The organism is Methylobacterium oryzae (genome assembly GCF_036441375.1).
Taxonomy (GTDB): Bacteria; Pseudomonadota; Alphaproteobacteria; order Rhizobiales; family Beijerinckiaceae; genus Methylobacterium; species Methylobacterium oryzae_A.
Genome location: NZ_MLCA01000006.1, coordinates 168,620 through 181,765 on the forward strand (window position 1 = coordinate 168,620; position 13,146 = coordinate 181,765).

Sequence of the window (13,146 nt, forward strand, 5' to 3'; positions counted from 1 at the left end):
CGGGTTGCGGAACGCTGCCGCGCGTCGAACCCAGGCCCTTATGTCCGGGCAGGACGCCCGTACGAGAGGGGCCTCCGAGATTTTCGGATCTCGAAGGCCCCCCTTCGCGCAGGATCGCGCTGCCGATCAGGCGGCAAAACGGCGCCCCGGCTGACGGGGCGCGGCAGAGCCTTCAGCCGTGCACCAGCACGTTGCGGAACTGCCAGGGATCGCTGGTGTCGATGTCCTCCGGGAACAGGCCCGGGCGGTCGGTGAGCGGCGTCCAGTCCGTGTACACGCCCACGACCGGGCCGAGATACGGGATCTGGACCTCCAGGCAGCGGCGGAAGTCCATCTCGTCGGCCTCGACGATGCCGGCCTCCGGGTTCTCCAGGGCCCAGACCATGCCGGCGAGCACCGCCGAGGTCACCTGCAGGCCGGTGGCGTTCTGGTAGGGGGCGACCCGGCGGGTCTCCTCGATGGAGAGCTGCGAGCCGTACCAGTAGGCGTTCTTCTTGTGGCCGTAGACGAGCACGCCGAGCTCGTCGATGCCGTCGACGATCTCGGTCTCGTCGAGGATGTGATGCTGCTCCTGCACCTGGGCCGCCTTGCCGAACATCTCATGGAGCGACAGCACGGCGTCGTCGGCCGGGTGGTAGGCGTAGTGGCAGGTCGGCCGGAAGACCGGCCTGTCGCCCTCGCGCACCGTGTAGTAGTCGGCGATGGAGATCGCCTCGTTGTGGGTGACGAGGAAGCCGAACTGCGACCCCGCGGTCGGCACCCAGGTGCGCACCCGCGTGTCGGCGCCCGGCTGCAGCAGGTAGATCGCGCAGCGCGACCCCTTCTCCTGCTCGCGGGCGTTGGCGGGCTTCCAGGTCTCGTGCGTCCCCCAGCCCAGCTCGGCCGGCTGGTTGCCCTCGGAGACGAAGCCCTCGACCGACCACGTGTTCACGAAGACGCCCCGCGGCTTCGGGGTCTTGGCGCGCTGCGTGTCCCGCTCGGCGATGTGGACGCCCTTCACGCCCAGATCCTTCATCAGGGCGGCCCACTCGGCCTTGGTCTTCGGCTCGGGCCGCTGCAGGCCGGTATCCTGGGCGATGTTCAGGAGCGCCTGCTTGACGAACCACGAGACCATGCCGGGATTGGCGCCGCAGCACGACACCGCCGTGGTGCCGCCGGGCTTCTGCGCGCGGGCGTCGAGGATGTTCTCGCGGAGCGCGTAGTTGGTGCGGTCGCCCTGGCTCTTGGTCTTGTCGAAGTAGAAGCCCGGCCAGGGCTCGGCCACGGTGTCGATGTAGAGGGCGCCGAGCTCGCGGCAGAGCTCCATGATGGCGCGCGAGGAGGTGTCGACCGACAGGTTCACGCAGAAGCCCTGGCCGCCGCCCTCGGTGAGGAGCGGCGTGAGCACGTCGCGGTAGTTCTCCGGCGTCAGGGCCACCTTCTCGAACCGCAGGCCGTGCTTCTCGGCGAGAGGCCGATGGGTGTCGACCGGGTCGATCACGGTGAAGCGGGCGCGGTCGTACTCGAAGTGGCGCTCGATGAGCGGCAGGGTGCCCCGGCCGATCGAGCCGAAGCCGATCATCACGACGGGGCCGGTGATGCGGCCATGGATCGGGTGACGGGTCGGCTGATCGGTCATGCGGGATATCCTCGTCTGGCGGATGCCGGGCGCGTCCGCTCATCTGGCTCGCGGGCGGGTTATGGCGCGCGTGTGACAGTGCGGCGACAGGCCCGCGCCGCCGGTGCGGTGCCGGTGCGGTCCAGGGTCCGAGTCGCCGGAAACGCGCTCAATGGCGGCTTGCCCGTCGCCGGTCAACCGCGCCCTTTCCGCCCTTCGTTAACCTGGCCTTACTCGACATCGGTCCGAACCATGAATGTGACGCATGCGTCCCCCAACATCTGGTCAGTGGCAGGCCTCCGGCGCAGGTCTCATATTGCGGTGCAGCAAGGTCGCTCAGAAGACCGCGGGAACTGGGGAGCTTCAAAACGCCCGGGACCTCGCATTGGAGTCCGTCATGCTCGCGCTCATCACATCCCGGATCCCCGGCCCCGCCGTCGAGACCGCCGACCGCGATCCCGGCTTCCTGACCCTCGTCTTCGCGGTCGCCCGGACGCTGCGCGGCGGCGCGGAGACCGCCTTCGCGCGCCGCTGCGCGCTCGCCCGCGCCGTCGGCGGCCCGAATCCCCTCTGAGGGGGCGCAACCCACCGACGCTGCCCCGGGCGATTGCGTCGCCCCGGCTTGAGCATTAGGCGGCTCTGCCGCTCAATGGCTTCCGGGGATCGTGATTCCATGCCGACATTTCGTGCGCTTCTGCGTCTCAGCCTGATCGCGACGTCGCTCACGGCCGTCCCGATCCTGGCGGCGCGCGCGCAGGATGCCGAGCCCGAGGCCGCGCCGGCCGCCGAAGCGCCCGCCAAGCCGCGGCCCAAGCCCCGGCCGAAGCCGGCTCCCCACAAGGCGGCCAAGCCCGCCGAGGCCGCCAAGCCCGCCGAGGCGGCGAAGCCCGAGGAGGCCGCCCGCCCTGCGGCCGCGCCGGCGCATGCCGAGTGGCCTGCCGGGGCCAGCACCGTCAGCGAGAGCTACGGCGACTGGACGATGACCTGCACGCGCCCGAGCGACAAGGTCACCTGCATCGTGGCTCAGGCGCAGGGCGACTCGCGGACCGGCCGGCGCAAGTTCGGCTTCGAGCTGCAGACCCCCGCCAACGGCCGATCCGAGGGGATCGTGCTGATGCCCTTCGGCCTCGCCATCGAGCCGGGCGTGACCTTCAAGCTCGACGAGCAGACTCTCGGCAAGGGGGCGCCCTACACGACCTGCAGCGCCGAGGGCTGCATCGTGGCCATCAGCTTCCCGACGCTCGCCCTCGACGGCATGCGCACCGCCAAGGCGCTCACCGTGACCGGTGAGAAGGCGGGCGGCACCGAGCCGGCCACCGTCACGGTGCCGCTGACGGGCTTCTCGCAGGCCTTCGACCGGGCCGTCGCCCTCAGCGGCTGAGCCGCGCCGCGGCCCGCGGCCTTTTCCGGTTACGGTTAAGCCAGCGTTAGTCGCGGTGGATCAGGATCCCGCCGAGATGTGGTGCCGCGCGCCGCGGCCCCTCCGGCGCCGCGCGCCGGGTTCGGATCGGCGAGGCGATGAGATCGGTGGGCGGGCGACCCCGGGTCGGTCGAGGACGTGGCGCACGGCTGCTGACCGCGTCGCTGGCGCTGCTCGCCTTTCTGGCGGGGCTCGCTCCGGCGCTGGCCGCACGCCTCGTCAGCATGAAGGGCAGCGAGGCGGGCACCGGCGCCGGTGGCTACGGCCGGATCGAGCTCACCTTCGACAAGCCGGTCTCGGTCCGGGCCAAGCTCGCCGGCGGCGTGCTGCTCGTCGCTTACGGCGAGCGGGTCGCGCCCGCGCCCGAGCATCTCGTGGACGAGATGCCGGCCTTCATCGCCAGCGTCCGCCGCGATCCCGACGGCACGGGGCTCCGCCTCGCCCTCCAGCGTCCCTTCCGGGTCAACGTCCAGTCGGCCGGCGAGCGCGTGTTCGTGGACCTGCTTCCGGAAGGGTGGTCCGGCCTCGTGCCGCCCCTGCCGCCCGAGGTGGTTGCCGAGCTCGCCCGTCGGGCCCGGGTCGCCGAGGAGGCGCTCAGGGCGCGCACGCCGGAACCGGTGCGCCGGCCGCTGTCGCTCGAGCTGTCGCTCCTTCCGACCCTGACGCGGCTGTCGCTGCGCCTCCCCGCGGAGGCCGTCTCGACGGTGACCGCCGAGGGCCCCGTGACGCGGGTGCGGGTGATCGGCGCCTGGACCATCGATGCGGGCGGCACCCGCGGCCGTCCGCGCCCCGGGATCGCCAAGCTGGCGACGGAGACAGACGCGAATTCGGCGAGCCTCCTGATCACGCCCGAGGACGGGTTCACGATCGGCACCGAGCGCGAGGACGGTGCCATGTTCGTGGACGTGGTCCGCCGCAAGCCGCCCGAGCCGGTCACGGCTACCGTGGACGTGCCGGGTCCGGCCGCCGCGAAGCCGGCCCCGTCGCCGCCGGTCGCGCCGCGCCCCGCCCCGGCGCCGGTGGTCGCGCCCAGCCCCCCCGAGCCCCCGCCGACGCGCCGCGCCGGCGGCGGCCTGCTCTTCCCGTTCCAGACGCTTCCGCCGGCGGTCCTGTTCGAGCGCGGCGGCGTCGCGACGCTGGCCTTCGAGACCGCCGAGCCGGTGGTCGTTCCGCCGTCGAGCCAGGGCCTCGCGCCGACGGGTGCGCCCACGCGGACGGGCCCGCTCACGGTCATGCGGTTCCCGGTCCCACCCGGCCGCCTCGTCGACCTCAACGCCGTCACCACCGGCACCGGCATGGCCTGGGAACTCTCGGCGGGCGGCACGCTGAGCCCGAGCGACACGATCGACCCCGTCCGCAAGCCGGACCCGTCCGGCCGCATCGCCGTCACCCTGTCGCTGCCGCGTCCCGGATCGACGACGTGGCTCGCCCTCGACGGCGAGCGGATCGCGGTGGTCACGTCGGCCGCGCAGCGCCCCGTCGGCAATCCGAAGAACCGTCGCTTCGTCGATTTCGAGATCCTGCCGAGCCGGCACGGCCTCGCGGTGCTCGCCGGCGCCGACGACCTCGCGGTGCGGCCCGAACTCGAGGGCGTCTCGATCGGCCGCGAGGGCGGCCTCGCCGCCTCGATGGCGGCGCGCAAGCCGGATGTGGCGCTCACCGACGCGGGGGCCCTCGCGATCGCGAAGGAGCCCTGGGAGCGCGCCCGGATGGGGAATGTCCGCGCGACCCTGCGCGGCCTCTTCGATGCGGCCGTGGCGGCGACGCCGTCCGAGCGCGGGCCCGCCCGCTTCGCGCTGGCGCGCGCGGATCTCGCCAACGGCCTCGATTACGAGGGCCTCACCGCGCTCGAGATCGCGGCCGCCGACGATCCGCTCCTGGCCACGCAGCGCGAGACCGCCCTCCTGCGGGGCATCGCCCTGGTGCGGATCGGCCGGAATGCCGAGGCGCTGAAGGCCCTCAGCGTCCCGCTCCTGACCGATGATCGCGAGGCCGCCCTGTGGCGGGCGATGGCGGCGGCCGGGGCAGGCGACTGGAAGACGGCCGAGACGGGCTTCCTCAAGGTGCTGCCGCTGGCCGACGGCTATCCGGCGGATGTCGCGCAGCTGATCCGGGCGCGGGCCGCCGAATCGGCGATCGAGAACGGCGATGCCGAGACCGCTGCCGCCCGCGCCGAGGCTGAGCGCGACTTGCCACCTTGGATCCGCGATCGGCTGGCCCTGGTCCGCGCCCGCGTGGCCGAGGCCACCGGCCAGACCGAGGCGGCCCTGGACGCCTATGCCCGGCTCGACGCGTCGGCCGTGCGCCCGGTCTCGGTCGAGGCCGCCCTGAGGGGCGCGCTCCTGGCCCAGGCCTCCGGCAAGCTGGCCCCCGACGCCGCCATCGAGCGGCTGGAGCGGCTCGCTCTGACCTGGCACGGCGGCCCGATCGAGGATGGCATCACCGCCGGTCTCGCCCGCCTCTATCTCGCCGCCGGCCGGTGGCGCGACGCCTTCACGGCGGTGCGCCGCGCCAACGCCTCCGCGCCCGACGCCCCCGGGACGGCGGCCCTGGCGCGCGAGGCGCAGACGGCCTTCGAGAACCTCTACCTCACCGACAAAGGCGATAAGCTGCCCGGGGTCGAGGCCGTGGCGCTGTTCTTCGATTTCCGTGAGATGAACCCGATCGGGCGGCGCGGCGACGAGGTGGTGCGCCGCCTGGCCGACCGCCTCGTGACCCTCGACCTCCTCGATCCGGCCGCCGACCTGCTGCAGTACCAGATCGACAACCGCCTCACCGGCCCGGCGCGGTCCTCGGTGGCGGCGCGGCTCGCGACGGTCCGGCTGATGGACGACAAGCCCATGGAGGCCTTGAAGGTCCTCGACGCGACCGAGCTGCCCGAGCTTCCGGGCGAGCTCAAGCGCGCCCGCGGGCTGATCCGCGCCAGGGCCCTGTCGGACCTGACCCGCACCGACCTCGCGCTGGAGACGATCGAGGACGAGAGCGGCCCGGATATCGAGCGTCTGCGCGCCGACATCTACTGGCGCGCGCGCCGCTGGCGCGAGGCCGGGGAGGCCCACGAGGCGCTGCTGGGCGATTCGTGGCAGTCCGGCCAGCCGCTGGACGATCAGGCGCGCGCCGACATCGTGCGCGCCGCGATCGCCTACGATCTCGCGCACGAGGTCATTGGCCTGGAGCGGCTCAAGGCCAAGTTCTCCGAGGGCATGGCGGCGAGCCCGGATGCCCGCACCTTCGCGCTGCTGACCGGCACCGACCCGACCCGGGCGCCGGGCTTCCGGGACATCGCGGCGCGCGCCACGAGGGTCCAGACGCTGTCGGCCTTCCTGGCCGAGTATCGCAAGCGGTACCCGGATGCCGCCGCGCCCGATCGCGGCCGGCCCGAGGCCCCCGCCGACGGTGCGCAGGGCGGCCAGCAGCAGAGCAGCGCCGAGACGTCTGGTGCGCCCCCCGGGTGAGCGCGGCGGTCGTCATCGACCCGGACGCCTTCCTCGAGACCGAGCGCGGCCGCGTCTGGACGCCCGAACGGAACGCCGAGGCGTGGCGGCTGGCCCTCGCGGCGCTGCGCGCGGCGCTCGCCGCGGACTCGGTCGAGCGGCTCGTGGTCGTGTGCGGGCTGCAGGGGGCCGGCAAGTCCACCTGGATCGCCCGGCAACGGCCCCGGCTCGGCCGCGTCTACTTCGACGCCGCCTTGCCCGGCCGGCGGCACCGAGCGCCGATCCTCGCCATCGCGCGAGCCTGCGGCGTCGCCGCCGAGGCGGTCTGGATCCGCGCACCGCTCGCGGTCGCCCTCGAGCGGAACAGGCGGCGCGCCTCCGACCGGCAGGTTCCCGAAGCCAGCATCCGCTCGGTCGACCGCCTGTTCGAGCCGCCGTCGCGCGCGGAGGGCTTCGCGGCGGTCCGGATCGTCGGCGCGACCTCCCGCGCCGGCTGACGGCCCGGCACGGCCGCCGTCACCCGCCGTAGCTCTGGACGAGGGAGCCGGCGACCAGGGTCCAGCCGTCGACCAGCACGAAGAAGATCAGCTTGAACGGCAGCGCGACCGTGGCCGGCGGGACCATCATCATGCCGACGGCCATCAGCACCGAGGCGACCACGAGGTCGATGATCAGGAACGGGATGAACAGCAGGAAGCCGATCTCGAAGGCGCGGCGCAGTTCCGAGATCATGAAGGCCGGTGTCACGATCTCCAGGCCGACATCCTCGGGGCCCTTCGGCGTCGGCACCTTGGCGAGGTCGAGGAACAGCTTCAGGTCCTTCTCGCGCACGTTGCGCAGCATGAAGGTCTTGAACGGCGCCGAGGCGCGCTCGAACGCCTGCGCCTGGGTGATCCGACCGGCGATCAGCGGCTCGATGCCGGTGCTGTAGGCGGCGCGGCCGGTCGGGGCCATCACGAAGGCGGTCAGGAACAGCGCGAGGCTGACGAGCACCGCGGTCGGCGGCGCCGTCTGGGTGCCCAGCGCCGACCGCAGGATCGACAGCACCACGACGATGCGGGTGAAGGCCGTGGCCATCACCAGCACCGAGGGGGCCACCGCCAGGACGGTGATCAGCGCCACGAGCTGGAGGGCGCGCTCGGTGGTGCCGCCGGCGCCGAGATCGAGGGTGACGCTCTGCGCGAGGGCCGGCCCGGCGGCGAGCAGGCCGCCCGCCAGGGCGCCCAGTGCGGCGAGCGCGAGCGGCCGCGGGCGCGGCTTCGGGACCTTGCGCGTCTGGCGCGACGGGCGTGTCGGCACGGGGAGGTCTCGGGTCACGGTCGGTCGCAGCTGGGTGTGGCCGGGCGGACGCCGGCGCGGCGGGCCTCGAGGTTCTGCCAGACGAGCAGGGCCGGCAGGCCGAGCACCACGTCGGGCACGCGGCGCGCGAGCGACAGGGCGAGGGCGGTCCCCGCATCGATGCCGAACAGGCCGCAGACCAGCACGAGCCCGCCTTCCTGGACGCCCAGCCCGCTCGGGACGAGGAAGGCGGCGGCCTTGATCGCCTGGCTCAGTGCCTCGATCACCAGGATGTCGGCCCAGCCGACACGGTCGACGCCGATGCAGGTGAGGACGACCGCGACCTCGGCCGTGCCGAGAAGCCAGGCCAGGGCGTGGAGGGCGAAGGACTGGGCGAGATGACCCCGGCGGCCCGGCGCCCAGACCGTGTCCAGGGCGCCCTGGATCCTGCGGTTGGGCTCGGGGCGCGCCTCGGCCTCGCGCACGAAGCGCCGGCCGAGGGCGGCGAGGCGATCCTCGATCACCCGCACGATGCCGGTCCGCTGGAGGGCGAAGAACGCCGCCACCGCCAGCCCGGCCACGACGAGCGTCCGCAGCGTCCAGCTGGCGAGCGCGGCCGCCTCGGCGCCCTCGACCCGGCTCAGGAGGCCCGCGCCGAGACCGGCGAAGAGGGCGAGCGTTCCGACCTGGAACAGCATGTCGGCCAGGACGGAGGCGGCCGCCAGGGAGCCGGCGACACCCCAGAAGGTGAGGAGGCGGGCGCCCAGAACGTCCCCGCCCACCGAGGCGACGGGCAGAAGCACGTTGATGCCTTCGCGGACGAAGCGGAGGATCAGGCAGGCCGGAGCCGTCGCGGGCGCCAGACCGTCGAGGATGCGGGCCCAGGCGAGCCCGCAGAGCAGGATGACCAGGATCCGCACCAGCGTGACGCCGGCGAAGCCCGCCACGCCGATCCGCCCGAAGGCCGCCGCCACCGCGGCGAGATCGTTGGTCGCCACGAGCCAGACGGCGAGGCCGAGGCCGATCAGGGTGCCGAACAGCGGCAGGCGACGCAGCACGGCGTGGGCCGCCCGCCGCTTCCGGGAAACACGGTCGCCGGTCACGGTGTGCGGGCCTCGCGTCGAGAGGCGGGCAAGAGCGCGCTCCAGGTTGTGCCGATCAGCGGACCGGCGGCGATTCGTCGGGTCGTATCGCCGCTAGTGCGGTATTGGGGCCGAATTCGGGGACCGCACGACGCGGCAGGACCGGATTGAGCACCGCGGCGAGCGCCTCGGCCGGCTCGGCGGCGGGATCGAGCAGGACGACCCGGCCCGCGGCCAGGCTCGCCCCGGTGGCGACCGCCACGGCCCGCTTCGGACAGGGACCGAGGCAGCCCGATTCCACGATGCAGAGCTTCTGCCGGCGTCCGGATCCCCCGTCGCGGGCGGCCCGCTTCCCGGCCTTCTTCAGCAGCGCGCGGAGGTCCCGCCCTCGGAGGCCCTGCCGCTTGGCGCATTTCGAGCAGACGACGACGATCTCGGAGAGCTTGGTCTTGGCCGAGCGGCCGGCCGGGCGGCCATCCAGGGCCGTGACACGCGGTTCTGTCATCATTCGGAGACTGTAGGACGCGATACCCGGCCAGGGCTACGGCGCCCGTCGCCGCGGTGCAGCAGACGGCGGGCGGCCGGACCGGGTGCCATAAAAAGGGCCTAAAAGAACGGGATTCCCGTAACCGCGCACGGGCCGCCCCTCGGCCGGCGCCGCGGCAGCGGAACCGGCGCAGACCCAGGAACAATGAGCGGATGAGCTTCGACGACGTCAAGGACGACACGCGCGAAGGCGAGATCGTGACGTTCGCCGCTCCGACCATGACGGAGCTGCGGCGGAGCGCGGAGACGATCCGGCCGGTGCCGGAGAAGCGCAGCGCGCGCGCCCTCGTGGCCACGGTGCGGCAGCGTCTGGACTGGAGCCGTCTGCCGGGCCTGCGCCCCCGCGAGGAGGACACCTCGACCTACGGCGCGCGGATCATCCGCCGCGTCGGCCTGTTCGTCCTCCTGCCGACCCTCGTGGTCGGGCTCTACCTGTTCGCCTTCGCGTCGAACCAGTACATCGCGGAAGCCCAGTTCGCGGTTCGCGGCAATGTCGAGCCGATGGAGAACATCTCGCTCGGCCAGTACACGAACCTGATTCAAAAGCATAACAGCCAGGACAGCTTCATCGTCCGCGACTACATCAACAGCCAGACACTGGTCGAAGCGCTCGAGAAGAGCATCGGGATCTCCAAGATGTTCTCCCGCTCCGAGGCGGATTTCTGGACGCGCTTCGACCCCAGTGACCCGATCGAGGACCTGACCAAGTACTGGCGCAAGCACGTCGAAGCGCATATCGACTCGATCTCGGGCGTGATTCGCCTGTCTGTGCGCGCCTTCACGCCCGAGGACGCCCTGACCATCGCGCAGGCGGTGGTGTCGCGCTCCGAGGCGCTGATCAACGACATCTCCAAGCGCGCGCAGGCCGACATGGTCTCGCAGGCCGAGGCCGACGCGAAGGTCGCGCAGGATCGGTTGAGCAAGGCGCACGTGGCGCTGCAGGCGTTCCGGAATCAGTGGGGGGTGATCGATCCGATCAAGACCGCCGAGGGCACGCTGACCACGCTGACCCTCCTGCGGAAGGACAAGCTGAAGGCCGAGAACGACCTGCAGGTCCTGCGCAGCTCCAATCTCGACGAGCGCTCGCGCTCGATCCAGACGCTGGTGGCCAACATCGCGGCCATCGACCAGCAGATGAAGGCGCTCCAGGACGAGCTGACGAGCGCCAACGCCGCCGCCGGCGGCCAGAACATGACCGAGGCGCTCCTCCAGTACGAGGGCCTGCTGGTCGAGCGGACCATCGCCGAAAAGCTCGAGGAATCGGCCCACAGCCTGCTCGACCGCGCGCGCATCTCGGCGAGCAAGCAGCACATCTTCCTGGCCACCTTCGTGCCGCCGGTCCTGCCGACCGACAGCCTCTATCCCGAGCGGGGCCACTCCCTCCTGGTGTCGTTCTTCTGCTTCCTGGTGATCTGGAGTTCGTCGGCGCTGCTGCTCGCCGGCATCCGCGACCAGAGGATGTAGCGGCGACCGCAGCACCGGGATCTGGATCCCGGGCTGCGCGATCTGTAGAGGGAGGCGGCCCGGCGAACCGGGCGCCCCTGGATGAGCGAAGTCTAACGGTCCATGTCGGATTTCTCCGATCTCGTCGCGAAGGCGATCCAGCCGTCGATGACCCGTGAGGAGCGCGAGGCGGTCTACACGGTCGTGCGGCAGGCGGTGCTCCGGCTTCAGGAGCGGGAGGCGTTCCCGCCGGACGATCCGCGGGTCGCCCTCCAGCGCCACCTCGTCGAGGAGACGATCCGCGACGTCGAGGGCGACGTCGCCCGCTACGAATCCCTGCGCAAGCTCGACGCCGCCTTCGCGGCCCAGGCCGAAGCCCACAAGGCGGCCCAGAGCGGGCGGCGCTAGGGCCCCGCTCCCGGTCCGTCCCCGTCACGGCACGGGTGCGCCCGACCCTTCCGATCCGTGACGTGTCCCGTCGGCCGCCGTCGGCGCCCGGTACCGGCGCGTCGCCCGGGCTCCGCCGCGCCGTCCCGGAACGCCGGGGTGAAGCCGCTGGGCGGCGGCTCCGCGGAAGCGCGCGTCAGCCGCAGGCGACGCTCGCCCGGACGCTGCCGGGCTCGGCCACGTCGAGGCCCGCCGAGACGTACTCGTTGAGCTTGTTGCGCAGGGTCCGGATCGAGATGCCGAGGATCTTGGCCGCGTGCGTCCGGTTGCCGAGGCAATGGTCCAGCGTGTCGAGGATCAGGTCGCACTCGACCTGCGCCACGGTCCGGCCGACCAGCCCGCGCGTGGCGGCCTCGGCGACCTGCGCGGCGCGCGCGGCCGGTCCCTCGGCCGCGAAGGTCTCGCCTTCGGGCGAGAGGATCGCCTCCGGGCCGATCGCGTCGCCCGAGGCGAGCAGCACCGCCCGGTGCAGGGTGTTCTCCAACTCGCGCACGTTGCCGCGCCACGGGTTCCGCAGCACGAGCGCCCTCGCTTCCGCGGAGAGCGGGCGGACCGGCATCCCGTTCACCGCGGCGTATTTCCGGGCGAAATGGGTGGCGAGTTCGATGATGTCGGCCGGGCGCTCGCGCAGCGGCGGCAGCCGCAGGCCGACGACGTTGAGCCGGTAGAGCAGGTCCTCGCGGAACGTGCCCTTGCGGACCTCCTCGGCGAGGTTGCGGTTCGAGGTGGCGAGCACGCGGATGTCGACCCGCACCGGCGCGGAGCCGCCGACCCGGTCGATCACCCGCTCCTGCAGGGCCCGCAGGAGCTTGGCCTGCAGGCGCACGTCCATCTCGGAGATCTCGTCGAGGAGCAGCGTGCCGCCGTTGGCCTCCTCGAACCGGCCGATGCGCCGGGCGACCGCGCCGGTGAACGCGCCCTTCTCGTGGCCGAACAGCTCGGACTCGAGCAGGGCCTCGGGGATCGCCGCGCAGTTCACCGACACGAAGGGCTTGTTCGCCCGGTTGGATTTCTGGTGGACGTGACGGGCCAGCACCTCCTTGCCGGTGCCGCTCTCGCCGGTGATCAGCACCGATGCCTCGGAGCGGGCGACCTGCTCGGCGAGCTTGACCACCCGCTCCATCGACGGGTCGCGCCAGACGAAGGCGGCGCGGTCGGTGGCGACCGCCTCCAGCACCGCCGCGATCATCTCGGGATCGGGCGGGAGCGGGATGTACTCCTTGGCGCCGGCCCGGATCGCCGCGACGGCGGCCGAGGCGTCCGCCGAGACGCCGCAGGCGACCACCGGGGTGCGGATCCGCTCACCCTCCAGCGCGGTGACGAGCTCCCGGATCGGCAGCCCGACGTCGATCATGATGAGATCGGCGCCGCGGGCGCGCAGGACGGTGAGGCCCTGCGGCACGGCGTCGGCCTGCGTCACGGCGGCGCCGCGCTGCATGGCGATCTTCGAGGCGGTGATCAACTCGCCGTTGAGCCGCCCGATCATCAGGAGCCGCATGGTTCGTTCCTCTCAAAACCCGTGGCGCGGACAGCCCCCCGGCGTCCGCGCCGAGAAATCACTCGCCCTTGACGATCTCGGTCATCGTCACGCCGAGCCGGTCCTCGACGAGGACGACCTCGCCGCGGGCGACCAGCCGGTTGTTGACGAACACGTCGATCGCCTCGCCGACCTTCCGGTCGAGCTCCAGCACCGCGCCGGGCGCCAGCCGGAGCAGGTCGCCGATCGGCATCCGGGCGGAGCCCAGCACGGCCGAGACCATCACGGGCACGTCGAAGAGCTGCTCGAGGTCGGCGGCTGTCTTCGGCGTGGTGGGCGCGTCGCGGATCGAGCCCGCCGCGTAGTCGGTGTCGTGCTCGCCGAGCTGGGGCAGGCTGAAATCGTCGGACATCAGGATCTCC

The 13,146-nt window shown here is 72.6% G+C and carries 12 protein-coding genes; 6 read left to right on the forward strand and 6 right to left on the reverse strand.

Annotated features, from left to right (window positions below; translation table 11 throughout):
* Positions 1–172: 172 nt before the first annotated feature.
* The gene (locus tag MOTC310_RS11170) at positions 173–1,618 is read right to left on the reverse strand and encodes a homospermidine synthase (protein ID WP_331301796.1); all 1,446 of its coding nucleotides are present in this window, start codon (positions 1,616–1,618) and stop codon (positions 173–175) included.
* Between the two features lie 376 nt (positions 1,619–1,994).
* Here MOTC310_RS11170 and MOTC310_RS11175 point away from each other — a divergent pair, with 376 nt between their 5' ends.
* From MOTC310_RS11175 to MOTC310_RS11190, 4 genes are all read left to right on the forward strand, one after another.
* A complete protein-coding gene (locus MOTC310_RS11175; RefSeq protein WP_331293167.1) occupies positions 1,995–2,171 on the forward strand; it encodes a hypothetical protein in 177 nt (58 codons plus the stop codon).
* 99 nt (positions 2,172–2,270) lie between these two features.
* Positions 2,271–2,978, forward strand: coding sequence for an invasion associated locus B family protein (locus MOTC310_RS11180; protein ID WP_331301797.1), 708 nt, complete (start codon positions 2,271–2,273; stop codon positions 2,976–2,978).
* 137 nt (positions 2,979–3,115) lie between these two features.
* Entirely contained in the window at positions 3,116–6,472 is a 3,357-nt protein-coding gene (locus MOTC310_RS11185) for a hypothetical protein (protein WP_331301798.1), read from the forward strand.
* The gene (locus tag MOTC310_RS11190; RefSeq protein WP_331301799.1) at positions 6,469–6,948 is read left to right on the forward strand and encodes an AAA family ATPase; all 480 of its coding nucleotides are present in this window, start codon (positions 6,469–6,471) and stop codon (positions 6,946–6,948) included. Before MOTC310_RS11185 ends, MOTC310_RS11190 begins: the two co-directional genes overlap by 4 nt.
* 19 nt (positions 6,949–6,967) lie before the next feature.
* Here the strand turns inward: MOTC310_RS11190 and fliP are convergent, their stop codons facing one another.
* The 3 genes from fliP to MOTC310_RS11205 are packed head-to-tail and all read right to left on the reverse strand — an operon-like array spanning position 6,968 to position 9,319.
* Entirely contained in the window at positions 6,968–7,750 is a 783-nt protein-coding gene (fliP, locus tag MOTC310_RS11195; RefSeq protein ID WP_419539889.1) for a flagellar type III secretion system pore protein FliP, read from the reverse strand.
* Positions 7,751–7,764: 14 nt separating this feature from the next.
* A complete protein-coding gene (locus MOTC310_RS11200) occupies positions 7,765–8,832 on the reverse strand; it encodes a flippase-like domain-containing protein (protein ID WP_331301800.1) in 1,068 nt (355 codons plus the stop codon).
* A 55-nt stretch (positions 8,833–8,887) separates the two neighbouring features.
* Positions 8,888–9,319: a hypothetical protein gene (locus tag MOTC310_RS11205; RefSeq protein WP_331301801.1), complete on the reverse strand. Its 432-nt coding sequence runs from the start codon at positions 9,317–9,319 to the stop codon at positions 8,888–8,890.
* 191 nt (positions 9,320–9,510) lie between these two features.
* Here MOTC310_RS11205 and MOTC310_RS11210 point away from each other — a divergent pair, with 191 nt between their 5' ends.
* Complete coding sequence (locus MOTC310_RS11210; RefSeq protein ID WP_331293173.1) at positions 9,511–10,821, forward strand: KpsE/RkpR family capsule polysaccharide export protein; 1,311 nt, start codon at positions 9,511–9,513, stop codon at positions 10,819–10,821.
* 102 nt (positions 10,822–10,923) lie between these two features.
* Positions 10,924–11,208, forward strand: a complete 285-nt coding sequence (locus MOTC310_RS11215) for a hypothetical protein (protein ID WP_020090837.1) — start codon at positions 10,924–10,926, stop codon at positions 11,206–11,208.
* Between the two features lie 175 nt (positions 11,209–11,383).
* Here the strand turns inward: MOTC310_RS11215 and flbD are convergent, their stop codons facing one another.
* Together flbD and fliN are read right to left on the reverse strand one after the other, a co-directional pair.
* Positions 11,384–12,745, reverse strand: coding sequence for a sigma-54-dependent transcriptional regulator FlbD (gene flbD / locus MOTC310_RS11220; protein ID WP_331293174.1), 1,362 nt, complete (start codon positions 12,743–12,745; stop codon positions 11,384–11,386).
* A 58-nt stretch (positions 12,746–12,803) separates the two neighbouring features.
* Positions 12,804–13,136: a flagellar motor switch protein FliN gene (gene fliN / locus MOTC310_RS11225; RefSeq protein ID WP_012321962.1), complete on the reverse strand. Its 333-nt coding sequence runs from the start codon at positions 13,134–13,136 to the stop codon at positions 12,804–12,806.
* Positions 13,137–13,146: the final 10 nt, after the last annotated feature.